This window comes from Myxococcus sp. CA005, from assembly GCF_006518205.1.
Classification (GTDB): Bacteria; Myxococcota; Myxococcia; order Myxococcales; family Myxococcaceae; genus Myxococcus; species Myxococcus xanthus.
Map to the genome: position 1 here is coordinate 1 of NZ_SRLV01000065.1, position 25,397 is coordinate 25,397.

General features: G+C 69.0%; 28 protein-coding genes and 1 pseudogene. 6 read left to right on the forward strand and 23 right to left on the reverse strand.

The features are described from left to right. A pseudogene (locus FMQ63_RS38595) lies at window positions 1–114 on the forward strand (IS30 family transposase); the annotation flags it as partial. A gap of 266 nt (window positions 115–380) precedes the next feature. On the opposite strand, the gene FMQ63_RS25350 reads toward FMQ63_RS38595, so the two are convergent. The 8 genes from FMQ63_RS25350 to FMQ63_RS25385 form a co-directional block, all read right to left on the reverse strand. Beyond that, window positions 381–1,184 (reverse strand): heme ABC transporter ATP-binding protein, encoded by an 804-nt coding sequence (locus FMQ63_RS25350; RefSeq protein WP_011551438.1) that lies wholly within the window; start codon window positions 1,182–1,184, stop codon window positions 381–383. Next, a complete protein-coding gene (locus FMQ63_RS25355; RefSeq protein ID WP_011551437.1) occupies window positions 1,181–2,269 on the reverse strand; it encodes an iron ABC transporter permease in 1,089 nt (362 codons plus the stop codon). The genes FMQ63_RS25350 and FMQ63_RS25355 overlap by 4 nt, the downstream gene beginning before the upstream one ends. Beyond that, window positions 2,266–3,168 carry a hemin ABC transporter substrate-binding protein gene (locus FMQ63_RS25360; RefSeq protein ID WP_011551436.1) on the reverse strand — a complete coding sequence of 301 codons (903 nt, stop codon included), beginning with the start codon at window positions 3,166–3,168 and terminating at the stop codon, window positions 2,266–2,268. The genes FMQ63_RS25355 and FMQ63_RS25360 overlap by 4 nt, the downstream gene beginning before the upstream one ends. Continuing rightward, complete coding sequence (locus tag FMQ63_RS25365; protein WP_011551435.1) at window positions 3,165–4,253, reverse strand: hemin-degrading factor; 1,089 nt, start codon at window positions 4,251–4,253, stop codon at window positions 3,165–3,167. Before FMQ63_RS25365 ends, FMQ63_RS25360 begins: the two co-directional genes overlap by 4 nt. Window positions 4,254–4,280: 27 nt before the next feature. Continuing rightward, entirely contained in the window at window positions 4,281–4,940 is a 660-nt protein-coding gene (locus FMQ63_RS25370) for an HmuY family protein (protein WP_011551434.1), read from the reverse strand. 33 nt (window positions 4,941–4,973) lie between these two features. Continuing rightward, window positions 4,974–6,989 (reverse strand): TonB-dependent siderophore receptor, encoded by a 2,016-nt coding sequence (locus FMQ63_RS25375; protein WP_011551433.1) that lies wholly within the window; start codon window positions 6,987–6,989, stop codon window positions 4,974–4,976. 130 nt (window positions 6,990–7,119) lie between these two features. After that, on the reverse strand, window positions 7,120–7,314 hold the full coding sequence (locus tag FMQ63_RS25380) for a hypothetical protein (protein ID WP_171452322.1): 195 nt from the start codon (window positions 7,312–7,314) through the stop codon (window positions 7,120–7,122). A 111-nt stretch (window positions 7,315–7,425) separates the two neighbouring features. Further along, complete coding sequence (locus FMQ63_RS25385) at window positions 7,426–8,064, reverse strand: hypothetical protein (protein ID WP_020478216.1); 639 nt, start codon at window positions 8,062–8,064, stop codon at window positions 7,426–7,428. Window positions 8,065–8,066: 2 nt separating this feature from the next. Between FMQ63_RS25385 and FMQ63_RS25390 the strand changes: the two genes are divergently transcribed. From FMQ63_RS25390 to FMQ63_RS25400, 3 genes are all read left to right on the forward strand, one after another. Next, complete coding sequence (locus FMQ63_RS25390; RefSeq protein ID WP_011551429.1) at window positions 8,067–8,963, forward strand: LEA type 2 family protein; 897 nt, start codon at window positions 8,067–8,069, stop codon at window positions 8,961–8,963. A gap of 11 nt (window positions 8,964–8,974) precedes the next feature. Further along, the gene (gene aat, locus FMQ63_RS25395; RefSeq protein WP_011551428.1) at window positions 8,975–9,679 is read left to right on the forward strand and encodes a leucyl/phenylalanyl-tRNA--protein transferase; all 705 of its coding nucleotides are present in this window, start codon (window positions 8,975–8,977) and stop codon (window positions 9,677–9,679) included. 91 nt (window positions 9,680–9,770) lie between these two features. Continuing rightward, window positions 9,771–10,556, forward strand: coding sequence for a hypothetical protein (locus FMQ63_RS25400; protein ID WP_011551427.1), 786 nt, complete (start codon window positions 9,771–9,773; stop codon window positions 10,554–10,556). Window positions 10,557–10,601: 45 nt separating this feature from the next. Here the strand turns inward: FMQ63_RS25400 and FMQ63_RS25405 are convergent, their stop codons facing one another. The 10 genes from FMQ63_RS25405 to FMQ63_RS25450 form a co-directional block, all read right to left on the reverse strand. Continuing rightward, a complete protein-coding gene (locus FMQ63_RS25405; RefSeq protein WP_011551426.1) occupies window positions 10,602–11,384 on the reverse strand; it encodes a hypothetical protein in 783 nt (260 codons plus the stop codon). A gap of 16 nt (window positions 11,385–11,400) precedes the next feature. Beyond that, window positions 11,401–11,985: a DUF1629 domain-containing protein gene (locus FMQ63_RS25410; RefSeq protein ID WP_020478217.1), complete on the reverse strand. Its 585-nt coding sequence runs from the start codon at window positions 11,983–11,985 to the stop codon at window positions 11,401–11,403. A 12-nt stretch (window positions 11,986–11,997) separates the two neighbouring features. After that, window positions 11,998–12,582, reverse strand: coding sequence for a DUF1629 domain-containing protein (locus tag FMQ63_RS25415; RefSeq protein WP_026114135.1), 585 nt, complete (start codon window positions 12,580–12,582; stop codon window positions 11,998–12,000). 8 nt (window positions 12,583–12,590) lie between these two features. Further along, the gene (locus FMQ63_RS25420; protein WP_011551424.1) at window positions 12,591–13,457 is read right to left on the reverse strand and encodes an AHH domain-containing protein; all 867 of its coding nucleotides are present in this window, start codon (window positions 13,455–13,457) and stop codon (window positions 12,591–12,593) included. Then, complete coding sequence (locus FMQ63_RS25425; RefSeq protein WP_020478219.1) at window positions 13,454–14,572, reverse strand: hypothetical protein; 1,119 nt, start codon at window positions 14,570–14,572, stop codon at window positions 13,454–13,456. Before FMQ63_RS25425 ends, FMQ63_RS25420 begins: the two co-directional genes overlap by 4 nt. Further along, window positions 14,569–15,891 carry a TIGR02270 family protein gene (locus FMQ63_RS25430; protein WP_011551422.1) on the reverse strand — a complete coding sequence of 441 codons (1,323 nt, stop codon included), beginning with the start codon at window positions 15,889–15,891 and terminating at the stop codon, window positions 14,569–14,571. Before FMQ63_RS25430 ends, FMQ63_RS25425 begins: the two co-directional genes overlap by 4 nt. A gap of 17 nt (window positions 15,892–15,908) precedes the next feature. Beyond that, complete coding sequence (locus FMQ63_RS25435; RefSeq protein WP_011551421.1) at window positions 15,909–16,445, reverse strand: DUF6484 domain-containing protein; 537 nt, start codon at window positions 16,443–16,445, stop codon at window positions 15,909–15,911. 19 nt (window positions 16,446–16,464) lie between these two features. Continuing rightward, complete coding sequence (locus FMQ63_RS25440) at window positions 16,465–16,929, reverse strand: DUF4150 domain-containing protein (RefSeq protein WP_011551420.1); 465 nt, start codon at window positions 16,927–16,929, stop codon at window positions 16,465–16,467. 73 nt (window positions 16,930–17,002) lie between these two features. Further along, entirely contained in the window at window positions 17,003–18,004 is a 1,002-nt protein-coding gene (locus tag FMQ63_RS25445) for a hypothetical protein (protein ID WP_011551419.1), read from the reverse strand. Window positions 18,005–18,107: 103 nt separating this feature from the next. After that, window positions 18,108–18,887, reverse strand: a complete 780-nt coding sequence (locus tag FMQ63_RS25450; protein ID WP_020478220.1) for a pilus assembly protein N-terminal domain-containing protein — start codon at window positions 18,885–18,887, stop codon at window positions 18,108–18,110. 54 nt (window positions 18,888–18,941) lie between these two features. Between FMQ63_RS25450 and FMQ63_RS25455 the strand changes: the two genes are divergently transcribed. Beyond that, the gene (locus FMQ63_RS25455; protein WP_011551418.1) at window positions 18,942–20,309 is read left to right on the forward strand and encodes a hemolysin family protein; all 1,368 of its coding nucleotides are present in this window, start codon (window positions 18,942–18,944) and stop codon (window positions 20,307–20,309) included. Between the two features lie 46 nt (window positions 20,310–20,355). Here the strand turns inward: FMQ63_RS25455 and FMQ63_RS25460 are convergent, their stop codons facing one another. From FMQ63_RS25460 to glgA, 5 genes are all read right to left on the reverse strand, one after another. After that, window positions 20,356–21,219 (reverse strand): hypothetical protein, encoded by an 864-nt coding sequence (locus FMQ63_RS25460; RefSeq protein ID WP_216609221.1) that lies wholly within the window; start codon window positions 21,217–21,219, stop codon window positions 20,356–20,358. Then, window positions 21,197–21,769: a hypothetical protein gene (locus FMQ63_RS25465; RefSeq protein ID WP_216609222.1), complete on the reverse strand. Its 573-nt coding sequence runs from the start codon at window positions 21,767–21,769 to the stop codon at window positions 21,197–21,199. The genes FMQ63_RS25460 and FMQ63_RS25465 overlap by 23 nt, the downstream gene beginning before the upstream one ends. Before the next feature lie 97 nt (window positions 21,770–21,866). Continuing rightward, the gene (locus tag FMQ63_RS25470) at window positions 21,867–22,349 is read right to left on the reverse strand and encodes an LEA type 2 family protein (RefSeq protein ID WP_011551415.1); all 483 of its coding nucleotides are present in this window, start codon (window positions 22,347–22,349) and stop codon (window positions 21,867–21,869) included. Window position 22,350: 1 nt separating this feature from the next. Then, complete coding sequence (locus tag FMQ63_RS25475; RefSeq protein WP_011551414.1) at window positions 22,351–23,265, reverse strand: serine/threonine-protein kinase; 915 nt, start codon at window positions 23,263–23,265, stop codon at window positions 22,351–22,353. A gap of 35 nt (window positions 23,266–23,300) precedes the next feature. Next, window positions 23,301–24,734: a glycogen synthase GlgA gene (gene glgA, locus FMQ63_RS25480; protein ID WP_011551413.1), complete on the reverse strand. Its 1,434-nt coding sequence runs from the start codon at window positions 24,732–24,734 to the stop codon at window positions 23,301–23,303. Here glgA and pdxH point away from each other — a divergent pair, their 5' ends adjacent. Beyond that, window positions 24,735–25,397 carry a pyridoxamine 5'-phosphate oxidase gene (pdxH, locus tag FMQ63_RS25485; protein WP_011551412.1) on the forward strand — a complete coding sequence of 221 codons (663 nt, stop codon included), beginning with the start codon at window positions 24,735–24,737 and terminating at the stop codon, window positions 25,395–25,397. It abuts the gene before it with no gap.

Consider the following 25,397-nt stretch of genomic DNA (forward strand, 5'->3'; position numbering starts at 1 on the left):
TCGCGCGCCCAGCTCGACACCGTCGCCCTCCAACTCAACACCCGCCCCCGCCAGACGCTCGACTGGCGCACCCCCGCCGAGGTATTCGCTCAAAGCGTTGCGATGACCGGCTGAAACCGCCGCCGCTTCGAAACGCAATGCGTGGCACCTCCGCGCCCGCCGAACGGGGACGGGGCGAGGAGGCACGACAGCACGCCCGATGCGCGGCGTGGGGGCACCGGGCAGGCCACGGCCTCCCTACCCGTCTGCTGTCAGCGTGGGGAAACGGCGCCCCCCCGCGGGAAAGGCCCTGGGCCATCACGCGCGGTGTGGAGGGGCACCGGGCGCCCAAGGCGTTTCCCGCGGGGAGCTGAATCCAGCGGGCACGGCTCCATCCGTGCTCAGGGAGTCAGCGGCGCGCGGCCCTCCGGGATGACCAGGGGACCGGGCGAGCCCGGCCATTCGACGACCTGCACGCGCAGACCGAAGACGCGGGCCACCAACTCCTGGGAAAGCACCTGCGCCGGTGCGCCCAGTTCAACCACCCGGCCCTCGGCGAGCACGGCCATCCGGTGCGCGTAACGCGCGGCCAGATTGAGGTCATGCAGCACCGCCAGCACCGCGCCACCCGCCTGGGCGAAGCGCGCCGCCGCCTCCAGCACGAGGTGCTGGTGGGCCAGGTCCAGACTCGCCGTCGGCTCGTCCAGCAGCAGGTAACGGTGTCCGGATGCCAACGGTTCGGAGAGCTGAGCCAGCACCCGCGACAGCTGCACACGCTGCCGCTCGCCCCCCGACAGCGTGAGATACGAACGTGAAGCCAGGTGCCGCGTGTCGGTGGCATCGAGCGCCGCCACCGCCGCCGCCAGGTCCGCGCTGCCCTCAGCGCGGCTCGAATGGGGACTCCGTCCCAGCAGCGCCACCTCCAGCGCCGTGAAGCCGAAGCCCAGCGACGACTCCTGGGGAAGCACGCCCAGCCGCATGGCCCGCTCCCGCGGCTTCCACTGCAACAAGGGAGTGCCGTCCAGAAGCACCTCGCCCGTCGAGCACCGCAGCTCGCCCGACATGGCGGACAGCAGCGTGGACTTGCCCGCGCCGTTGGGCCCCACGACGGCCAGCACCTCACCGGGCTCCAGCGTCAAATCCATGGGTCCCAGCGTCCGCCCACGGCCACGCCACACCTCGATGCCACGAACCTCCAGGCTCATGCGGCCCCCTTGCGCGACAGCAGCCCGATGAAGACGGGAACGCCCAGCACGGACGTGAGCGCGCCCACTGGCAACTCGGCGGGAATGGCCGCCGTGCGAGCCAGCAGGTCCGCGCCCACCAGCAGCGAGGCCCCCAGCAAGGCGGACGCACTGAGCAGCCGCCGGTGGTCAGGTCCCAGCGCCAACCGCAGCAGCGCGGGCACCAGCAAGCCCACGAAGGCGATGACGCCGGTGACGGACACCGCGGCCCCCACCCCCAGGGCCGCGGCGAGGATGAGCCGGCGCTTGAGGCGCTCGACATCCACGCCCAGGTGCCACGCCTCGCGCTCCCCCAGCAGCAGAAGGTTGAGGGTGCGCGCTTCACGCAGCAGCAGGCCCAGGGCGATGAGCAGCGGCGGCGTGGCTGCCCCCACCACGTCCCAGGACGCACCGCCCAGGCTGCCCCAGGTCCAGAAGGTGATGGAGCGGAGCTGCGCGTCGGTGGCCATCTGCGTGAGCAGACCGATGCCCGCGCCCGCCCCCGCGCTGACAGCCACGCCCGCCAGGAGGATGCGCGCCGTCTCCGTGCGACCGCCGCCCCCACCCAGCCGGTGCGCGAGCAACGTGGCGCCCAGCGCGCCCAGGAAGGCCGCGCCCGGCACCGCGAGCATCCGCAGCGAGCCCAGGTGGGCGCTGAGGGCCACATCCATGACGATGGCCGCCACCGCCCCCAGCGCCGCGCCGCTGGAGGTGCCCAGCAGGCCGGGCTCCACCAGCGGGTTGCGGAACAACGCCTGCAGCGCGGCACCACAGGTGGCCAGTACGGCGCCCACCATGATGCCGAGCGTCACGCGCGGCAGGCGGATGGACAGCAGCACCGCCTGCTGCACGGACTCCAGCTTGTGGCCGATGTCCAGGCCCACCCGTTCCAGCAGACTGCCCGCCAGTGCCAGCAGAGGCACCGGCACCGCGCCCACGGCGAGCGACAGGAGCACCACGCCCAGCAGCAGCGCCGTCAGCAACAGCCACGGACGCGGGGCTGCTGGCTGGATGGGCTCCTGGGTGCGGTAGGTGGCGGAGACGGGCGCAATCTCCGACGCACTCATTTGCGGCCCCGAGCCGGGGACGTGTACCCATCCTGCAAGCGGCTCACGGCCTTGCCCAGGTGAGGCCCCAGCCCCATGAAGTGGACGTCGTCCACGGTGATGAGGCGCCAGCCGCGCACCTGCGACAGGCCGGGCGTGCGCGACAGGCCCTCCTCACCGCCCACCGGCTCCAGGGAGCTGGCTGGCATGAGGATGAAGTCCGGCGCCGCTTCGACCACCGCCTCCGCCGTCAGCGGCTTGTGGCCCGCATAGCCGGCGATGGCATTCACGCCGCCCGACAGCGTGACGAGCTCGCCCGCCGCCGTCCCGGCGCCCGCCACCATGAGGACGTTGGCCCCGCGCGCGTACAGCGCGAGGACCCGCGGCGGCTTCGCGTCCTTGCGCGCCGCCGTGCGCTCCTGCGCCTTGCGCAGGTCCGAGTCCAATTGCTTGACCAGGGCCTCACCCTGCTCGGCCTTGCCCAGGCGCTGCGCGAGCGTCCGGATGCGCTCGCGCGTGGCTTCGACGGTGTGCTTGTTCGGCAGCACCACCACGTCCACGCCCACCGTCTTGAGCTGCTCGAGCACGCCCGGAGGGCCCGCCTCCTCGGACGCCAGCAACTGCGACGTCCCCAGCGCGACGATGGCCTCCGATGACAGCGCCCGCTGGTAGCCCACCTTCGGCGACTTCCGGGCGACCTCCAACGCCAGGCTGGTGTCGTCCACGCCCACCACCTGCCCGCCCGCGCCCAGCGCGAAGACGGTTTCGGTGATGGCGGGGCCGACGGTGACCAGCTTCGCCGCGTTGACCGGGGCCTTGGCCGCGGCCGCCGCCGGAGGCTTCGCGGGCGCCGGCGCCGCCGCGTGCGCGAGCGAGGCCACCGCCATGAAGACCCACGACAGCCCGAACGCGCGGCTCATCGCGACACCTCGCTCGCGGGCAGCGCCGTGGCCAGCTCTTCGGCCAGCGCGCGCCACTCGGGCGACTCGGGCTGCCCCGGCTTCCGCTTGCCGAAGATGAGCGCGATGTTCTCCCCCGCCTCGTTGAACAGCTCCAGGGACGTGACGACGCCGTCCCGCGTGGGCTTGCGCACGACCCACGCCGAGTGGACGTGGTCCGCGCGGACGTGGAGGTTGAAGCCCGCGTCCAACACGTTCATCCACGGTCCCATCGGCTTCACGTTCTTCACCGGGCCGGTGTGAATCTGGATGCAGCCGGGGTTGCCCACGAAAATCATGATGGGCAGCTCCGTCGCGGACGCCTTCTCCAGCACCCACGTCAGCGAGGACGTCGCCACCGGGGTGGTGAGCTCCGGCTCGGCCAGGCGGAGCGCCTGGGTGCGCGCCACACTGAAGCGGTTGAGCAGCATGAAGAACTCATGCGTGTCCTGGAGCGCGCGCCAGCCGGAGCGCAGCCCCTCCGCGTCAATCTCACTGTCGGGCTTGGGCTCCACCGCGAGCGTGGCCGGGACGATGCTGAGCACCGGCGACTGGTCCGCGTGGGTGAATTCCTTCACCAGGGTGTCGAACGTCTCCTCGCGCCCTGCCTCCTCCATGTAGAGCTTGTGGACGGCCGTCCCCGACGCGTCGAAGAACTGGAGGCTGCGGCGGATGCCATCGCCGTGCGGCTCGCGGATGGCGAAGCCGAAGCTCCAGCGCGTGAAGAACAGGCGCAGGTCGATTTCCTCGTCCAGCACCAGCCCCTGCTTGCCGTGCAGCTCGATGTTGCGCCAGGTGCCACGCTTCTCGTGCACGGCATGCGCGTTGCGCGTGAGCGACATCACCCGCCCCAGCGACTCGAAACGAGGCAGGAGCGCATCCAGCCGGAGGTCCAGCCGGACGACGCTCTCCCCAAGTCCCGTGGCGAGCAACTGCGCTTCACTCACACCCAACTGCTCGGCGGCGTCACGGATACGGGTGCGAGGCTGCTCCTCGCGGAGGGTCTGCCAGCGCTGGCGCAGACGGGAGGACTCGGAAACGACATCAGAGTTCGCGGTCTGATTCATGTTGGACACCTGGAAGTGGAAGGAGGCTCAGTACGAGGACGGCTGCGTCACCGCGCTGCCGCTGGAGGCGGGGCCAGGCACCTTCGCCCAGCGGAACGACAACATCCCCGGCGTGCCCGCATCGTCGTAATAGGACTGCATGGCGACCTTGAAGTAGTCACCAGCGTCGGAGCGGACGACGTACACATTGCGACGCGCCGTGAGGGCGTGCGTCGTCATGTCATAGACGTACCACCCGTCGCCCTGCTGGAAGGCGCTGTCCGGGTCCTCGCCCCGATCCGGGCCGTCCTCGGAATCCGCGACGTAGCCGTCCGCAGGAGCCCGCGTCACCGCCGCGAAGTCCGTCTCGAGGAGCACCGCCACCGCCACGTTGCCGGTACCACTCACGCCGCCCCGGGTGCGGACGTTGAAGCGGTTGAAGGCCAGGTCCCAGACAGTGTCATCAGAAGCACTCACCTGCGCGCCCTTGTCCAGGTCCAGGCCAATCCAGTCCGCGCTGCTCGTCGCGTTCACGGTGGTGGTGTACGAGCCGTCATCGTTGGCCACGTGATTCACGTGGGAGCCATCCGTCGGAGGGTTCTCTGATGGCAGCTCGAGGTCATCGCCGCACGCGGACAGGGAACCGGCCAGCAGCAGGGCGGCGGCGGCGCGGCCCAGGAAGGAGGAATGGGAAGAGAAGCGGGACATCGGGACTCCTTGAGTGAGAGGTGGAAGGGAGCGTCAGAGCCGGGCGGAGATGCCGGCCTGGATGGCGCGAGGGGGAATCGGAAGGTCGGTGGGGTTGCCCGCGTTCGCGAGGTTGGTGCCCAGCACGAAGAACTGGAGCTCCTCGCGCATGCGCCAACCCAGCCGGGCATCCACGGTGACGTAGGTCTTCGCGTCGTACGGGTTGGCGACGCCGTCACCGTCCGTGTCCGGGTAGAAGGGACGCGGCCCCACGAGCGCGCCGCGCACCCAGGCCTCCAGGCCCGACGTCCGGTGACGCCAGGTAGCCTGCGCGGTGAGGCGATGGCGCGCCTGCCCTTCCAGCGCCAGCCCCGTCTCCTCCGAACGACCGTCGGTGAGCGTGTAGCCCAGCTCCGCGGAGATGCGGCCGGGCAACTGCTGACGCACGCCCATCTCGCCGCCGCGCACGCGCGCACGCGCGATGTTCACGTAGGTGAAGAGCTGCTGCGGACCGACCACCTCCGTGGAGACGCCAATCATGTCCTGAAGGTTGTGCTGGAAGGCGCTCACCCACAGGAGCGAGGACTCCGCGGGCTTCACCTCCACCGACAGATTGAAGCTGCGCGAGCGCTCCGGACGCAGGTCCGGATTGCCGTGCACCCGGTAGCCCACGCTGGGGTTTTCGAAGTCGAGCAGCATCTCCTGGAAGCCCGGCGCCCGGAACGCCCAGCCGTAGCTGCCGCGCAGCGTGAGCCAGGACGTCGGGTCCATGCGCGCCGCCAGCCGGGGCGTCACCGCCGTACCGAACTGCGTGTCCGTGTCCACTCGCGCACCCGGCACCAGCGTCAGCTTCAAGCGCGGCACCAGGGTCCAGTTGTCCTGCACGTAGATGGACGCGCGGGCGCGCTGGCCGGTGCCGTCTTCGCCCAGCCGGTCCGCCTGCAACCATTCGCCGAGCAGCTCCGCGCCCACCACGAAGGCGTGGGTGTCTCCCAGCTTCGCGTCCAGTTGCGCGCCCAGCCGGCCCTGCTGCTCGCGCGTGTCCTCGATGGTGTCCAACGCGTTGGAGCGGCGCTGGTCCCTCAGGTAGCGCCGGTTGAACCACGCATAGGCGCCATCCACGCGCAGCGAGGCGTTGTTGGACAGCCTCCACTGTGGAGACAGGCGAACGGAGAGCGAGTCATCCCGGCTGGCGCGGTCGAAGATGGCGCCTGTCACGCCCACGTCCACGCCCCGCTGCACCCGACGCGCATAGGTGGCGTTGGCCTGCAACGCCGTGCCCTCACTGATGCGCAAGTCACCGCCCGCGGACGCGTCGATGCCATCCAGGCTGCTGCCCGTGGTGCCGATGCTCGTCGGGTCCAGGAGGTACGCGTCCCGCCGCGCCAGACCGCCGCTCAGACGCAGCCCCCAGTTCTCGCCCTTCGCCTCGCCGGTGGCGTCCAGCTCCAGCCGCTGCATGGAGCCGTAGGAGGCGCGCAGCTCGGCGCCCAGCGGACGGCGGGCACGGCGGGTGATGAGGTTCACCACGCCCGCCACCGCGTCACTGCCGTAGAGGACCGACGAGGGGCCCTTCACGACTTCCACCTGTTCGATGTCCTCGGTGGACAGGCGGGACAGGTCCACGCTTCCGGCCACCCGGCCGGCCACGCGCTCACCGTCCACCAGCACCAGGACGTACTCCGGCGACAGGCCCTGCAACTGCACCGTGGCGCCCGCGAACGTCTGCACCACCTGGAGCCCAGGGTGCGCGGCAAGCAACTCCGACGCGTCCCGCGCCCCGCTGGCCAGGATGTCCGAGCGGGTAATGACCTCCGTGGCCACCGCCGAATCCTCGAGCCGCTCCGGCGAACGCGACGCCGTCACCACCGTGCGCGCTTCCGGCAGCGCCTCCGCGTCTAACGCGGGCTCCGGCCCCGCATCGGCCTGGGCCACCTGCGCATCGGGCGGAGCCTCCGCGGTGGAAGCCTCGCTGGAAGCCACCTCGGTGGCAGGCGCTTCACTGCCACCGCCCCACGCCGTCCACGGCATGGAACAGGCCACGAAGAGCAAACACCCACGCCACGCCATGCTGCGTCCTCCGGCGCAAGGCCGGGGGCCTTTCGCGGAAGGCCCTGTAGGGCGCTGGGCTCAATGGCCTCGGGCCTCAGGAAAAGACCTCACTGCACCGGGCCTGCGCGGCCCGGGAACGACTCACACGTCAGCGGCCTGAGCCGCTCACCTGCGCACCACCACCACCGCCTCCCGGCGGCGTTCGCTCCAGGGGCACCACCTGCGTCCGGTGGCAGCGGCGGCACTTGAGCTCCACGCCCTCCGGTACCAACCGCGCCAGCAGGCTGCCGCACATGCAGCGCAGCTCCTCCGCCCCGCCTTCACCGTGGCAACCGTCGCGCATCACCGCTCCTGACTCGAAACGACGGCGACGATATTGATACTGATTTTCAAAGTCAAACGATTGGCGAAAAACCCGCCCCTGTGCGAATCCGGGTGTGCGGGAGCGCGCCGCTCAGTGAACCTTGGAGCGCGCGGAGGTGTCGCGAGCCAGACGCACCTTGGGCGTCACCATGCGAGCGACACCGGAGTAGAGCTGTTCCTCGGTGTAGACCTTCCGCACCCGGCGATGGCTGCCGGGGTGGTAGGCGGGACCGGGCCGCTCCAGCCACTGGAGGATGCGTACCTCGCCGGAGTGGGCCATGGCGGCCAGCAGCTCCGGGGGGCACAGCTTGAGGTAGCGGCGCACCAGCGGCTTGAGCTTGCGAGAGAAGTTGCGCCCCAGCACGGCATGGCGCCGGCCGGAGTGCAGCGTCCCGTCGAAGCGGCGCGACAGGTGGAAGAGCTCGTGAATCACCGTCTCCACGCGAGCCTGCGCGGTGGACCCCCGGAAGAAGAGCGGCCGGAGCGTGACGCAGTACAGCATCCGCTTGCCCCCGATGCGGATGATGGGCTTGCGGCGTCCGGTACGGTCCGTGCTCTTCCCACCCCGGAAGCACAGGGGCTTCACGGTGCCCCGGGAGGCGCGGCGGGCCTCACCGGCCACCACGAGGATGCGGCCCGCCTTCACATGCCCGAACTCCGGCATCTTCGCCGAGATGTCCCGGATGAGAGAGCGGAGCGTCTTGTTGAAGTTGGGGCGGCGTTGGGCCACGGGTGGTGGACAGTCTAGCGGAAAAGCCCTTGAGAGGACTCCAGGGGGTGGCCACATTGTCTAGCGTCATGCGCTTGCCCTCGCCCATGTTCCGACTGGCAGTGGTGCTTTTCCTCTGTGCGGGGTGTGCTTCCGCCCCCACCCGGCCCTCCAGTCCCGCCGTCCTCACCGCCCAACGGACCGTCGTCGCGTCCCAGGGCCTCACCGACGCCACCCTGCGCTTCGAGGCCCAGGTGACCAGCCCCGGGGAGGGGGTGCTGGTGCGCGCCGACTACGAGCTCGTCGCCGACGGCCAGGTGGTGAAGACGGACACCGCGAAGCTGGACGTGGCGCTGACGCCCGGCGAGCCCACGGACCTCTCCTTCGAGGAGCGCGCACCCTATGTGAAGAACGCGGACGACCTGGCGCGGCTGAGCGCCCAGGGAGGCACGCTGCTGCTCGCCCTGCGCGGCACTCTCGTCGTGCGCTCGGGAGACCAGGAGCAGACGATTCCCTTCGCCGCCAGCCGCGCGGCGCGGGTGCCCCGGCTGCCCACGGTGGTGGTGGAGGAGTTGGACGGGGCGCGCTACTCGGATGAGGAGGTCCAGCTCAACCTCCGCCTGGGCGTCCGCAACCCCAACCCCTTCCCGCTGCGGCTGGAAGGCCTGACGTGGACGGCGTCGGTGGCCGGAAAGACGCTGGACAGCGGCACGCTGGCGCAGGCGGACACCGTGGACGCGTCCGCCACGGGCGTGTACCCGGTGGAACTGACGGTGACGAAGGACACCTGGGGCCCGGAGGTGAAGGCGCTCATCTCCAAGGGGCTGCTGCCCTACGGGGTGACGGGTGAGGTGACGGGCCCGCTGCTGCGCGTGCCGTATTCGCTCACGGGCAAGGTGAAGCTGAACGTCTCCCGGTAGAGTGGCACGCCGTGCCCATCTACCTGTTGAGTGACGAGCACCCGGAGCTCTTCCCGCCCCCGGAGCGCGCCGACAAGAGCGGCGTCGTCGCCGTTGGCGGTGACTTGCGTCCGGAGCGGCTGCTGGCCGCCTACGCCCGCGGCATCTTCCCCTGGTACAGCGAGGGAGACCCCATCCTCTGGCACTCGCCGGACCCGCGCTTCGTGCTGTCGCCGGACAAGCTCCACGTGGGCCGCTCGCTGCGCAAGACGATGGCCCGCGGCATCTACGAGGTGCGCTACGACACCGCCTTCCGGCGCGTCATCACCGAATGCAGCCAGGTGCCTCGGCCCGGACAGACGGGCACCTGGATTACCGAGGAGATGATGGAGGCCTACGTCACGCTCCACGAGGCGGGCTTCGCACACTCGGTGGAGGCGTGGGCGGAGGGTGAGCTGAAGGGCGGCCTGTACGGGGTGTCCCTGGGCGCGGCCTTCTTTGGAGAGAGCATGTTCGCGCTGGCCCCGGACGCCTCGAAGGTGGCCTTCGTCACCGCGGCGGAGCGCTTCCAGGGCTGGGGCTTCCAGCTCATCGACTGCCAGGTGGAGACCGAACACCTGGCCCGCTTCGGCGCGGAGAACTGGCCCCGCAGGCGCTTCCTCTCGGCGCTTGCCCGAGCGATGAAGGAGCCCACCCGGCGCGGGAAGTGGACGGAAGGCGCGGCGGCCGACCCCTGAGCGCCCGGCGCTTTCGAAATGGCGCGAGCCCCTTTGAATATCGGAAGCGGCGGGCCGTCACGGCCCTACGCCACCGCCAGAGGAGCCGCCCATGCGATGGAGTTCCGCCCTGTTGCTGCCGCTGTGTCTCGCCACCACCGCCTGCGGCACGTCCGCGAAGCACCAGGCGCTGCTCGAACGCCGCGACGCCATCCGGCTGGCGGACGTCGAGCGCGAGGAGGGCGCCCGGGAGCGGTACCGCAGCAACTCCGGCTTCCAAGACACGCGCTGGGGGATGACGAAGGACGAGGCCATGACCGCGCTCCCCTTCCACGCCCGGGTCATCAACGCCTGGGGGGACGTGCACGTCGCCGACGTCGTGGCGGGCCGCCGAGCGGACGCCTACTACGTGTTCGCCCAGGGGCAGTTGGCCGAGGTCACCCTCCACTTCCACGCGCCAGGCGCCGTCCGCGACAACTTCAACGCGGTGGCGGAGCTGCTCACCATGAAGTACGGCAAGCCCGCGACCAGGGAGGACTCGGCGCGCGACGCGGAGGGCCGCCTGGCGCTGGCGCAGATGGCCAACAACCTCTCCGAGGCCTCGGCGAACTACCACGCGTGGCGCTCCGGCGTGCAGCCCAGTGGCCCCGCCGTGGACAACTTCGGCCGGCAGATGGAGGCCAACGCGAGGACGGACGCCGCCCTCGCGGTTCACGAATACCTGCTGCGGAGCACCTGGACCGAAACCGAAACGGAGCTGCGGCTCACCGGCAGCCAGGAGCCCGGAGCGCGCAGCCTGACGCTCACGTACACGAGCCAGAGGCTCAAGCCCTACCTATCCAAGGAGCTGGCCGTCCGCGACCAGCAGCGCAAGGCGGAGCAGTCGCGGGAGCTGTAGCCGCTCCACTCTGGAGGCGCCACGGGCGGGGACGCACCGCGGCGCTCAAGGACCGAGCGAAACGACCCAGTCCCCGGCGTACTGGGACGTCATGGGCGTGCGGGCCAGCGGCGGGCAGTATTGGAAGTGCTCATCGAAGCTCGCGATGTCCGCGCGCTCGGAGAGCCTGAGCCAGGCGAGCCCCTCCAACCAGATGGCTCGCTTGGGCGCGAAGCGTGTCACGGGGGTCGTGAAGAGCTTCGCGCGCTTCTCGATGTCCTCTCCATGCACGAGCACCGCGTGCTTGAACGCCTCGGAGAAGGTGTCTGCGTCACCATCGAGCAGGGCTCGGGCACAGGCAACCCGGTCCGTCTCTGTCTCGAGCCCCAGTCCCTCCAACGCCTCCACCCTCGGGATGACGACGTCCCTGGTACCGGGCGAGACCAGCGCCAGGAAGAGCTGGGCGCGTGCGTGCTCGGAGCGGTACTCCTCGTCCGGAAGCCACCGCGTCTCGGAGAGCTCCGCGACCTGTCGCGCCAGATTCCAATGTCCCGCCGCGACGGCACCGAGCAGAGGATCCATGTGTCGCGAAGCAGGGAGCGCCCACTGCTTGAGGCGGCAGTGCGTGAGCAATCGCCTCCAGTTCTCGGCGGCTCGGCACAGGTTCAGGAAGAAGCCCTGCGGGTTGCCATCCACGAGCAGGGTGGCCACGGCCACGACGTGGAAGTGGACACAGAGCTCATCCACGGTCCGCACGAGGACATCTCGGCTCGCGGTGGGATCGACCTGACGCATCAACTGGAGAATCGCCCTCCCGGAGTCCTCCCGCAGTGCCGCAAGCTTTGCCACGCTGCCTCCTCCAGGCTCAGGCGAACATGTCGTCGAAGCCTTCGGCGGGATGGGCCCTGAAGCCCGTCAGCCCCGCCTGTTCGAAGGCCTGCTTGGTCCGGTCCGAAATCAGGATGAGCTCCATCATGTTCCGGGCGCGGAAGATATCGGCCTTGGGGTCGATCTTCCCTTGATTCAAGACAAGGTTGCCGACCCGGGTCACTTCCTTCTTCGTTATTGGGTCAATGTCACAATCTGACTTTTCCAAGTCAATGACGTCCTGAGAGCCCAACACATTGAGGATTCCGTACCCCTCGGCAACTGGACTCCACTGATGATCACACATGGCAACCGGAAGGAACTCCGCATTATCGACTTGCAAGTCCTCCAGCACCTGTTTCACACGTGATGACACCAGCAAGACACCCACGGTGTTTCGCACGAAGTCATAGAGCTTGCGTCGGTCCGGGAAGTGGTCCGAAAACGACACCTTCCCTCCGGCTGGGAACTGTCGCGCGAGCGGCTCCCCCCGACTGAACTTCCAGTTGGTAGGGCTACCCTCGGGCAGTGCATCAATGATTGCACCATCCGCCGACTCGGCTTTGAGAACCCAATAGTCCATCACAGAGAACTCTCAAGCGAACATGTCGTCGAAGCCTTCAGCGGGATGGAGCTTGAAGCCCGTCAAGCCAGCCTGTTCGAAGGCATTCTTGGCCCGGTCCGAGATGAGGATGAGCTCCATCATGTTGCGGGCTCGGAAGATGTCGGCCTGCGGCTCAATTTTCCCTACCGTCAGCACCAGGTTACTGACATGACTAATTTCACGAGAGAGAGCACTGATGTCATAGGTCGACTTTTCCATATCGATCGCATCTTGGGAGCCCAGAACATTCAGGATGCCATAACCATCAGCCACCGGACCCCACTGGTGATCACACATGGTAACGGGAAGAAATTCTGCATTTTCGACCTTCAAGCTCTCCAAAACATGTCTCACTCGCGACGACGCGAGTACGACACCAATGGTATTTCGCACGAAATCATAGAGTTTACGCCGGTCCGGGAAGTGGTCCGAGAACGACACCTTCCCCCCTGCAGGGAAACTCCGCGCAAGAGGCTCGCCCGTACTGAACTTCCAATTGGTCGGACTGTCCTTGGGCAAAGCATCAATGATAGCCCCATCTGCAGACTCCGCCCGCAACACCCAGTAATTAGCCATGATTGCTCCTACCAAAGGCTGCCCCACTCATAGTGCGTTCCGCCATCTTTATTGGCGTACCTAACGTGCTCTGAACCAGGGCCGACATATCGGACACCAGCGACTTTTGCTTCAACGAGCTTTCCGCTGAGTTTGACAATAAATATCCAGAACCGATTCTCCAGCTTTTTGAGCTCTTCAAAGATGAGTTCTGGCAAATTTCCGTGCGGTTTCCCACTATCAATCAGCTTCTGTAAATCGTTGGCCACCTTCCGCATCTCATCCATGACCCGCATCGTGTAGGACTCGTGGTCGCTCGGATGGCAGATGAGGGAATGGACCGGGACGGCCCAGTCCTCGGCGGGAAGATTGATGATGTTGTGCCCGTGGTTGATGTTGTACTCGGACATCAGCAACAGCCGAATCTGCTTGTACGTGAAGGCCGGCTTGCCGTCCTTCATCATGTAATAGAAGGCCGAGCCCGGCAGCATGTGGTGAGCTTCCCAGGCGTACGGATACTGCTGGGTGTACGTGGGGTTGAAGTTCTCCTTCGGCCCCCCTGGAAACTCCGCCCGCTCCTTCACCATGTCCCGGACTTCGCTCAGGTGCACATGGTCGAAGTTGCGGTACACCCCCCGGCCGTCCTGGGCCTTGAGGTAGGTGTAGCCGCGGCGGGCATAGTTATCGCCCTTGGCCAGCACCCCATTCAACGGCGCGTTGGGGTCCAGATGTCCGTCAGGAGCGGGCTCCGCCTTCTTCTTCGGCTTGCTCTTCTTCGCCTCCTCCTTGGCCGCGGCCCGGGCAGATTCCTTCCGAGCCAGGTTGCGCTTGTAGATGCCATTGAGCCTGCGGGCCATTTCCGTATTGGGATTGTGCCGGGCGTCACCGGTTGTCATGGCAGAGCTCCTCTGGACGGATGCGCAGCAGTGGTTCCTATCAAGACGGCGCCTCGGCCGGAATCGTCCGCGCTGGCGAAGACAAGGCTCACGGAGGAAGGCGCATCGCCGCGTTGCAGTCCCCTGACCGCGACACAAGCGCTGACCGCGCCCATCGCGGCCCCCACGTCCCCAAAGCCGATGGAGGGATACCAGGCCGGAAGTCCCCCCAGCGAGGCGTCCAACGCCCGCAGATGCAGCAACACCATCCCCCACTCCCGCGCCTTTCCCTCTTCTCCGTTGTGGTCGCTCACCAGGAGCGGCCGGGCACGAAGGGCCCCTGCGGCTGCGAGCACCGCCTCGGCACATGCCGCCAGGGCCCGCCCATCCGATGGCTTGTCAGAGCCTCTCGGGTGCGGCTCTTCTCCGAGCCGCACCGCGTGCAGCATCACCTGGGGCGCGCCCGTCGAACGTTGCGCGGGCCCCTCGGTGGTCAGCAACAAGGCCGCACCCGCTTCCCCAGGCGTCAAGCCCACGGGCTGCTCCGGCGTCTTCAACCGTCGTCCATCCGCCAGCGCATGGAGCGTCGGCTCTTCGACCAGGCAGTCCACCCCCATCACCAGGCACGAGCGAAGCCCGCCGTTCTGCAGCGCCGCCTGGGCCGCATGCAGCGCCCTCGCGAAGGCCACGTGCCCACCGCCAAAGAAGCGCCTGGGCCCGGGCCATTCCAGGCCCATGTTCCGCAGGCTCGCCTCCAACACACGACGCCCCAGCGCCTCCACTCGCAGCGCCTCCGTCGCGTCCGGCTCGCCCAGGTCAAGGCCTCGCTCCCACGGGTCCGGCAGCGCCAGATAGACGCCGGTCTCCGGCCCAAGGCCCCGCAGGTCCACGCGAGTGCCCACATCCTTGAGCACCTCGCACGCCAACGCCACCAGCCGACCGACGCCCGAGAACCCGAACGTCGCCACCGGGAGCGCACAGATTGTCACGGGCCGAGGTGCCTCATCACCGGCGTGGGCGACGTCCACGTCGGGAGACGGCGAGGAGCGCAGCAGATTGGCCCGGAACGCTGCGCAGGCGGGAATCACCGGCCCCAGGCATGAGGCCATCCCCAGGGCCTCGACGAACACCTTCATGCCCCACCCCACGCGCCCAAGCCTCCCTCCAGCGACTGGGCAAAACGCGCTGGCGGCAGGCGCCTCACGGCGTCCTCTTCCGCGCGCTGGGTCCGTGTCCAAGCGCCCACGCCCAACCCCAGTGCGCCCCGGGTCCGCAGGGCCACAGCCCACCAGAGCGACCGGCGGCGATACATCGACCCTTCTCGTAACGCGTCGAGCAACGACTCCTGTCCCAAAGGCCGTCCCCGCACGTAGCGCACCGTCGGCTTGAACCGAGGGGCGTGCTCGGCCCACCACGCCTCCACACGGGGCACATCCGGCAGCGGGAGGTCTGCTTCCGGCGCGAACTCCACGGCCGCCGCCTCGTCGCCCGACTCCACGCCCGGAGCCACCGCGGGAACCTCCATGCCTGTCACCAGCGAGAACGACTCCGCCGCCAGGCGCGCCCATGGCGGCTCGCGCATCGCCTCCAGACAGGCCCGAGCAGTCTCGACCGTCCCCACCAGGCCGACCACCCTCAAGGTCTCCGTCCCTCGGGCAGCGTCTCCCAGCCCCTCCAACAGCAACTTCTGGGCGTCCGGCCCACCCGCCACGGCCAGCGCTCGCAAGGCCCTCTGGCGGTGCGGCCCGCCCTCCAGGACCTGACGGCGGCATTCCCACCACGCCAGTCGACTTCCCGCCAACAGCCCTGCCTCCAGAGCAGCGCCAGAAACCTCGGCGGAGGATGAGCGCAGTCCCAATTCCAGCGTGGATTCGGACAACCGGACGGGCCAAGAGCGCAGGCAGCGAAACGCGGCGGCCCGCACCTGGGCGGCCTCATGCGTGAGCGACGCCTCCAGCGCCGGCCCAGGGTCCACTCGCCACGCCCCCAAAATCTCCAGCAGTGTCGCGAGCCCTCCAGGTGGAGGCGATGCGTCGACCATGGGCCGCAGCCATGACTCCAGCCCCCGTCCGCCAGCACAGAGGAGCGCGGCCTGGATGCCCGCGCACAGGCCCTCCTCCCCCGCCTGGAGCACCTCGAGGACACTCCGCACAGCCCCATCCAGGGCGTCTTCCTGAAGCAGCAGCCCGAGCGCGGCGCACTCCACCCGCCCAGGCTCATCCGCTTCGGCCAGGGCGGGAACGAGCAGCCTCGTCGCGGCCTTGCGCCCCGCGAGCACGAGCGCATCCACATGGGCGAGAAGTCGCGCCTCCACCCCAGCGACGTCATCGACGACATGGTCCGGCGCCACAAGGGCACGCTTCCACTGCCGCCACAGGAATCCCGCCTCGTCGAGGTGTGACGCCAGCATCTCCCAGGAGATGGGGAGCGAGAGGTGCCGGGGCAACGGGTTCATCACGTCATGCCCCCTGTCTAGTTGATCTGCGTCTTGCCGCCACGAAGGCGCAGCACCTGGCCCGCGTCGACGAGCACATGCTCACCCCGAAGCAGAATCTGACCATTGCGACGCAGGACCAGGCTGGACCTGCCGCAGCGAAGCTCGAGCTCCTCGGTCGCGCCGTCCAGAAGCCCCTCGATGGGGACTCGCTGGCCGTTGGCGACGATGGCGACCTCTCCATCCTGGTGCTCGACATCAGGTGCTTCGAGCATGGCATCCAGGAGGGGCGTCTCACTGCGCGGCTGGAGCAAACCGAGCACGATGGGGCACGTCGGTGTGCCCCGCTCGAAACAGAGCACCGCCTCCTGCCGCGCCTCTATCGCCCGAAGCAGCGTGGCCTCATCCACCGCGACCGCGAGCCGGGCCTCCAGCGGCCCATGGTGGTTGCCCTCGAAGTCCACCTGCACCGTGCCCATTCGCCCCCGTCCGACGACCCGGCCGATGAGGTTTCCCAGGATGGGCTCCTCCACCTGAGAAGGTGGGCGCCCGGCGTCATGTTCGTGTGAGGCCATGGGATTCCGCCCCCTCGCGCTACATCTCTTTTTCGCAGACCAGGCAGTTGCACTTGCCCGAGCCCTGGCCGGCCGCCATCACCGGTGGCTGCATCAGCGGGAACGGAGGCGTGTTCTTGTCGTTGTGCAGCATCAAGTCGAGGGCCCTCGCCACGTTCTTTCCCTCGACCTGGACGTCGAAGGAGAAGTTGACGAACTCGGCCTTGCCCTGGGTCTTGCCAGAGACCACTCCGCCCCCCGCCGTTCCGGCCTCATCCCCCGTGCTGGTGCTGAAGTTGGAGTCCTTCACGCACAAGGGGTTCCCCTCCACCGCCACCGTCTTGCTGCCCTGGGCGGTATCGGCGGAGCGCGCCACGTTCGGGTACGGCAGCGGAATGGGGCCCGCCGGACTGGGCGTCTTGCAGACATCCGGAAATGCGACGGACACGCCGTTGGAGTCCTTGGTCACCACGGACATCTTGTTGACACCGACCGTATTGGCCATGGCGCCCCCCTTCCCAGAACACAGGAGAGGGAATCATCCCCCGGTTCGATTCAGGGACTCAACCCCGACGCCCCTACTTCTTGCACGGTGACAACGTGCGCTTCCCGTGCGCCAGCTCCTCCTCCGTGGGGCTGCCGTAGCGCACCGCCTTCGGCGCCACCTTGGGCTTCGCGGCGTCATGGACGTTGAGCACGCCCAAGGTGCGGCTGAAGACGGTGCGAAGCCCGGTGCTGTCATAGAGCGCGCCGAAGAAGGCCCCGCCGGAGCGCAGCGGAAGCGGCGCCAGCGCCCCCGCCGGCCGGAGCAGCAGCGCGGTGTGGTCCTCCGTGGCCCACTCGCAGGGGTCCTTCTTCCCGCCACGCTTCATCCACGACACCGCGATGTCGAACACGGCGCTGCCGTCATCCCACCGGCTGCTGAAAATCTCCCACTTGCGCTGGCACTCCGGGGCCTCGCACGACGTTCGCTCGGGAAGCACGTCCGACAGCTCCAGGGGCAGTCCGCGGCCCTCGTCGCTGGTGGAGTTGTCGTCGGCGCGGCGCAGCTTGCAGCCCGTGGGCGCGTCCTTCTGGCGCAGCGCCACCGGCGTACCCGACAGCCGGCCCGGGGGCAGCACGTCACAGTCCACCTGAAGCTCGGACATGAGGTACGTCTTGCGGTCCGCGTCCGTCCCCATCCGCACCGCCCACCACACCACGGGCACCGCGCGGCAGGCCGCCGAGTCCGCCTTGCCGAACACCCACAAGGGCACGGACGGGTCCGGCGCGCCCAGCTTCCGGACGTCCACATCCTCCGGCACCAGCTTCACGCCGGAGCGGTCGCGCTCGGACTCCACGAAGAAGCGGTCCTTCGACTCCGGGATGATGGCCTGGTGCGCCAGCCAGCCCGAGCCCGGCAGTCCCACCAGGTTGCGCGCAGTGAAGGGCACCACGTCCGGGCGCTTCGGACAGCCGCGCTCGGGCTCGGAGGCCGGAAAAGTATCCACGTCATCGAACTGCGCGGACGCCACCAGGGGCATCAGCAGCGCCAGGCTCGACACCCACGCCTGCGCGGTCAACCGGACTGCCAAACGCATCGGGCTCCTCCACGAAGAAGCGGCCGCGGCCGGCTGAAGCGCGCGGGCGAAAGAGGGAGCCTCCCGTCATACCGCAAGCCCGCGACACGCCAAGCCAAAGCCCTCAGCGCGTGCGTGACTTCTTCGGCGGCGGCAGCACCTCCACCGGAATCTCACGCGGCGCCTGCACCGCGGGCGGGACCGCGTCCGGCACACCGGCGTCGGTGGGCTCGGGCGGCTTCACTTCCTGAATCTGGTCGTCCAGCGGCACCCGGCCCACGGAGCGGTGGAACAACTCCCACAACGCCTTGCGGTGCACCTCCGGCGAGCCCGCGCCCGACACCACCACGCCCGCACCGCTGTAACGAGCCTCCAGCCCCAGCGGCTTCAACCCCTCCCCCAGTGAAGTGAGCTGCTCCTGGAGGACGGGGAGCTCGAAGGTCAACTCCAGCTCCCGAGCCACGAAGGAGTCCGTCTTCAGCAGCTCCAGCAGCGCCAACCTGCACGCGGAGTCCTTCACCGAAGCACTGAGGGAGCGCTCCGCGCCGCTCGTCGCGTTCAGGTCCGGACAGGCCTTGCGGGCGGCGGCCAGCCGGGGCGCGGGGTCCTCCGGCGGCGGTGAGCCCACCGTGAGACGCCACACGGCGAAGCGGCCCCCCGCGTACAGCAGGAGCAGCGTCCGTCCCGCCTTCTGACCGGTGAGCAACAGTTCATTGCTCCCGGGAAGCAGCTCCGCGTCCGCCACGGAGGCGTCCGCCACCTGGACCCAGTCCACGGTGTCGAGCTTGTGGAAGCGTTCCTTCCCGGGCTCCAGGGGGACGACCAGGTCCACCGGCCACGCACGTGCGAGCGTCGGGACGAGAAGGGCCAGGAGTGCTCCAACAACGTACATGCGAGCGGACATCAGAGCTCCAGCGCAGTGGTATGGACCCTTAGCACGGGATAAGAACAGGGCTCTATGCCTACCTGGACCCTCTGGGTCGCCTGCCTGGCGCTGAGTTTCATCAGGGCCCTTGTCGCCGCTTCGGAGTCCGCGCTCTACGGCGTGTCCGACTTGCGAGCACAGGAACTGGCGAACACGCAGCCGGGCCGGGCGACTCGCCGGGTCCTCCGCCACAAGACGGACCGCGAGCCCGTGGCCACGGCGCTGCGCCTGGGCATGGTGCTCAGCGGCTTCCAGGCCGCGGCCATTGGCGCCTTCGTCCCGCCGCGCATGCTGGACTTCAGCCGCTACGGCGAATCCGCGTGGCTGCCGGTGGCCACCGTCGCCGCGGGCGCGCTGCTGGTGGGCGTGCTGGCCACGCTCATGGAAGTCACCATGCGCGGGCTGGCCAACGGCAGCCCGGAGCGCTGGGCCCTGCGGCTGTCGGGCTTCACCTCGCTGCTGGTGACGGTGCTCTACCCGCCCATGCGCATGGCCATGGTGGTGCTCAACCTGATGGCGCGCACCTTCGGCCGGACGCTGCGCTTCGAGCCGCCGCCCCCTCCGCTGGAGGAGTTGGAGAAGCTGCTGGCCGCCCAGGCCGCGAAGAACGAGGTCGACAAGAGCGCCCCGCAGCTCATCCGCTCCATCTTCGAGCTGTCCGACAAGCGCTGCCGCGACGTCATGGTGCCGCGCACGGAAGTGGTGACGGTGGACGTCACCATCACCCCGGACGAGCTGCTGCGCCTGCTGGCGGAGGAGAACCACTCCCGCATCCCCGTGTACCGGGACGACGTGGACCACGTCATCGGCGTGTTGCACGCGCGCGACATCATCCCCCTGCTCCAGCACCCCGAGCTCATCGTCCTGCAGGACATCATCCGCCCGGCGCACTTCGTACCGTGGATGAAGCCCATTGGCGACCTGCTCCGGGACATGCAGAAGCAGAAGATCCACATGGCCATCGTCGTCGACGAGTACGGCGGCTTCATGGGTGTGGTGACGCTGGAGGACATCCTCCGCGAAATCGTCGGCGACATCGGCGACGAGTTCGAGGTGGAGGAGAAGCAGGTGGAGAAGCTGGCGGACGGCAGCTTCCTGGTGGACGCCGCGCTGGAGGTGGACGCCTTCACGCAGACGTTCGGCTTCCCCCTGCCCGAAGGCGACTTCGACACGCTGGGCGGCTTCCTCTCCTCCATGGCGGGCCACCTGCCCGACGTGGGCGAGCGCTTCGCCTACAGCGGCTGGCAGTTCGTCGTGGCGTCCAAGGAAGGCCCCCGCATCGACCGCGTGCGGATGTCGCGCGTGAAGTCTGGCCTCACCAAGGACGGCAAGGCCGCGGAGTCCCGCGACGGGCTGGGGCGCGAGCACGGCCGCGAGGAACAGGCCTCCGCGAAGAGCTGAGGCCCGGAGCGGCACCGGCCCCGCTCCGGGGCCGGCCCCTCCCCCACTACTGGGACCAGTAGCACTCCAGCGTCTCTCGCGCGGACTTGCCAATCAGCTCGCAGTTCTCGAAGCGGGCGCGCTCGCTGCCTCCGAGCTGCTGCCCGTAGCGGTCCGCGAAGCGCCGGAAGTAGGCATCCGGAAGCGCCTTGGAATCGAGCCGGAAGTCCGCCGGTGGGGCGCGCTCGAGCTCCAACCGGAAGGCAATGCCCCGCCCGGCGACGAGCCGGCGGACGCTGGCCTCGTCGGTGATGGCCTGCTCCACCAGCTCGTTGAGCGGCTGCCCCAGCGACACGGCGCCGTCCTCTCCGGTGCGCCCGGTGCGCCGCGCGGCGCCCAGGGAGACGCTCCAGTGCAGCGGGCCCTTGAGCGAGAAGGTCCGCTCATCACAGCGCTGGGAGCGCTCCTCTTCGACCTCGCCGGTGACGACCTCCTCCTGGCTGACGTCCTCGTCGGTGAGCGCCGTCACCAACGGGTAGATGGAGGCGAGCGCCAGCACCACGCCGAGCGTCATGGTGATGTCGACGTCGTCATCGGACGAGCCGTCGGACATCGCCATCAAGACGCCGCCACCTCCGAGCATCGCGAGCCCGCCGAGCAACGAGCCCATGGGCGGGCTGGTCGTCGTGTCGATGCGCTTCTTGCTGAACTCGGTGGAAATCTCGGTGCAGGTGGTGCGCTTCACCGCGACGCGGCCCACGTAGGACGCATCCACGACGCTCTCCAGCGTGTCGCGGTGGGTCTCTCCCAGGGACGCCTCTCGCAGGCGCTCGCCGCGCACGTACTCGGACGTCGTGCTGCAACCCGCCTGGGAGAAGAGCAACGCCGCCAGCCCCGCGGCCCCGAACCTAGAAGAGCCGGTTGCGCGCATCTTCCATCGCCCCACAAAGCCGCGAGTAGTGTTCGAGCGCCCGCTCCAGCCGCAGGCTCTTGTCGACGTCCGTCTGCCGCCCGGGGACGAAGTCCCGCACCGACGTCACGGAGAGGTCCACATAGGGCAGGCTCTGGAACTTGCCGGTGGGCTCCGCGCAGTAGCGGTTCTCCGCGCTGCACTTGCGGAACATGGAGTACGTCCCGGTGTGCTTCTCCTTCACACGAAGCCGGAGCGTCGCATCGTTTCCGCCGTTGAGCCGGATGACCTCGATGGGCAGCAGCAAGCCGCGCAGGTCGACGATCTCCGTCCGCTCACGGGGCTTGTCCAACACCATGATGCGGCAGTCCTTCACCGTGACGTGCACCTCCGAGTCGTTCCACGCCTCGATGTGCTCGCGCAGCCACGCCTCCGTCTGCGCCTTCGTTGGGTCGACCTTGCGCGAAGGAGCCGGAGGCTCAGGGGGAGGCGACTTCTCCGCGGCCAGCACGCTGGTGGAGCCCAGCACCGCCAAGGAGATGGGAAACACACATTGTCGGAAAAGCGACATGGCCAGCACGCTGGCACGTCACACTGGCCGCCGGCAACGGACAACTACCATGACACCACATGGGTGGCGCCGACCCCACGCGTGAGCGGCGGCGGCCTCAGTCCCCGTCCAGCGGCGGCACCCAGGCCAGCGGGAGCACGCGTTCGGACCTGAAGGGCGCGCGCCGCTCGGTGCCGCCGAAGCGCAGCACCACCCCGCCCTCCACCTGCACCCGCCGGGGCACGGGCTCCGGCCCGCCCGTGGCGCGCGCGCTGGCCAGCGGGAAGAGCACGCGCAGCGGGGCACTCCCATCCGCCGCCAGGGGCGCCGCCACCTGCTGGGTGCCCACCGCCACGCGGCGCCCGTCCACCCGCAACGTGAAGTCCACCGCGGCCAGCGTGGCCGCGTCTGAAGCGGGGTTCGTCACCGCCAGGTCCAGGTCCAGGACGCCGGTGCCGTCCTGCCGGAAGTCCACCTGGAAGCCCACCACGCGCACCGCGTCTTCATAGGCCCGCGGCCGGAAGGGCACCGAGCCCAGACACCCGGACACGGCGAGCCCGCCTCCCAGCAGCCCCAGGATGACGGCGCGGCGTGAGCGCATCTCAGCCCCCCAGCAGCGGCTGGAGCGCCTCCACCGTCAGCGGCCAGCCCGCGCGCCGGGACAGGGACTCCAGCGCCTTGATGAACTCCGCCGCCGTCTGGAAGCGCCGCGCCCGGTCCGCGAACAGCGCCTTGCGCGCCACCTGCACCGCGTAGTCCGGCAGCTCCGGAGAGGACGTCAGCAGCGGCACCCGTGCGTCGCGCACCTTGTGCATCAGCTCCGCCTCGTGCTCGCCGACGAAGAGGCGGCGGCCGGACCACAGCTCCCAGAGGATGATGCCCACCGCGTACAGGTCCGTGCGCGCGTCCACCGGCAGGCCCAGCACCTGCTCCGGGCTCATGTAGGGCAGCGTGCCGCGCAGCGCGCCGGAGTCGCCGCGCATCAGCCCCTCCACCTCCGCCACGCCGAAGTCGGTGAGCTTCACGTCGCCGTTGATGCCCAGCAGCAGGTTGGCCGGATTCACGTCACGGTGGACGATGGTGGCGCCGTTCTCCCCCACCTTGGCCCGGTGGATGTAGTCCAGCGCCTTGAGCAGACACCAGGCGATGTAGCAGGCGGACTCGGGCGGCATGGCCGCACCGGCCTTCACCAGCAGCTCCTGCATGTAGCCCAGCGTCCGGCCGCTCACGAGCTCCTGCACCATCAGGTAGTCCGGCCCCGCCTTGAACAGGCGGTAGGTGCGGACGATGTTCGGATGGCGCAGGCGGACCGTCAGCTTCGCCTCGTCGACGAAGGCCTTGACGTAGGCAGTGTCGCTGCGAAACGACGGGTGCAGCCGCTTGATGACAATTTCGTCCGGTTCACCCGGTGAGCGCTGCGTGGTGACCCGGGCTCGCGCCTGGTACACCTCCGCCATGCCGCCCACCGCCAACCGGCCGACCACCTCGTAACCACCCAGGTCCGGAGCATCCGCCACGGCACAACATTACTGCGAATTTCCGTCCGCACCCACTATTCCGCCACCAGGTCGTGGAAGAGCGCTTCGTAGCGACGGCCGGATGCCCCCCAGGAGAAGTCCTTCTCCATGCCCCGGCGGCGGAACTCATCCAGGCGCGACGGGTCCGCATAGAGGGCCAGGGCGCGGCGGATGGCCGCCAGCAGGGCGGACTTGTGGAAGGCCTCGAAGAGGATGCCGTTTCCGTCCAGCCCTCCCTCCACCGTGTCCACCAACCCGCCGGTGGCCCGGACGATGGGCACCGTGCCGTAGCGCAGCGAATACATCTGGTTCAGGCCGCACGGCTCGTAGCGACTGGGCATGAGGAAGAAGTCCGCCCCCGCCTCCACCAGGTGGGAGAGCCCGGGGTCGAAGCCGATGTGCACGCCCACCTGCTTCGGGTAACGGGACTGCAACGCGAGCAGCCCTTCCTCCAGAGGCCCTTCGCCACTGCCCACGCCGACGACGCGGATGTCCGCGTGGAGCGCGGCCGGCAGGGCCTCCAGCAGCAGGTCCATGCCCTTCTGCCACGCCAGCCGGCTGACGAAGCCGAACACCGGCGCGGGGCCGTCCTCCAGCCCGAAGCGGGCCAGTAGCTCGCGCTTGCACACGGCCTTGCCGGACAGGTCCTTCAGTCCGTAGCGGGCCGGGAGGAAGGCGTCGTCCTCCGGGTTCCACTCGTGCGTGTCCACGCCGTTGAGGATGCCGTGGAGCCGGTGCGCGCGGTGGCGCAGCAGGCCGTCCAGCCCGTAGCCCTGCTCCGGCGTCTGGATTTCCCGTGCGTAGGTGGGGGACACGGTGGTGAGCGCGTCGGAGAAGACGAGCCCCGCCTTCAGGAAGTTCACCGTGTCGTGGAACTCCAGCCCGTCATGGGCGGTGAACAAGTCCCAGGGCAGCGCCAGGTCCCCCATCACGTCCTTGGGGAACTGCCCCTGGTAGGCCAGGTTGTGGATGGTGAAGACGCTCTTCGCGTGCGCCAGCGGCCCCGTCTGGAAGCCGCGCCGCAGCGCCACCGGCACCAGCCCCGTCTGCCAGTCGTTGGCGTGGATGATGTCCGGGATGAAGCGCAGCCGCTGCGCCGCCTGGAGCGCGCCCACGCTGAGATAGGCGAAGCGCCGGTGATTGTCGGCGAAGGCGCCCCCCGCGTCTCCGTAGAGGCCGTGGCGGTTGCCGAAGAGGAACGCGTTCTCCAGGAAGAGCACCTCCAGCCGCTCCGACACGCGGGCGGAGAGGATGGGGCCCGACAGCTCGCCGAAGGGGAAGCGCAGTAGCAGGGACTGGCCTGTGGGCTCCAGCCGCTCCGCGCCTCGCAGGTCGCGGTAGCGCGGGGTGATGACCTTGACGTCATGGCCCAGCGAGGCAAGCGCGGCGGGGAGGGCCCCGGCCACGTCCCCCAGGCCCCCCGTCTTGGAGAACGGGGCCACCTCCGAGGAGATGAAGAGGACATTCATGTGCGCACATTGACGTGTGTGCCGGATGAGTCAACCGCGAAGGTGCACACCTGCCGCGCCCCCTTTATGTTGCACCGCGTGATGATTCCTCCAGACCCCATCCAGCGCTTCGCGGAGCTCTTCGAGCGAGCGAAGCAGGCCATTGCGGTGGACCCCAACGCCATGGTGGTCGCCACCGTGGGGGATGACGGGCGCCCCAGCGCGCGCGTCGTCCTGCTCAAGGACTTCGATGCGCGCGGCTTCGTGTTCTACACGAACCACGAAAGCCGGAAGGGCCGCGAGGCCCGCGCGCATCCCTACGCGGCGCTCTGCTTCTACTGGCAGCCCTTGAATGAACAGGTGCGCGTGGAAGGCCGCGTGGAGCGCGTCACGGACGCGGAGGCGGACGCGTACTTCCAGAGCCGCGCCCGCGGCAGCCAGGTGGGCGCGTGGGCCAGCCTGCAGAGCCAGCCGCTGGCGACTCGCGAGGAGCTGGAGGCCCGCGTGGCGGAGGTGGAGCAGAAGTACGCCGGCCAGCCCGTGCCGCGCCCGCCGCACTGGTCCGGCTTCCGCGTGGTGCCGGACCGCATCGAGTTCTGGCACGCCCAGGAGAGCCGGCTCCACGACCGGCACGTCTACCTGCGCGAGGACGGCGGCTGGCGCACGCAGATGCTCTACCCATGA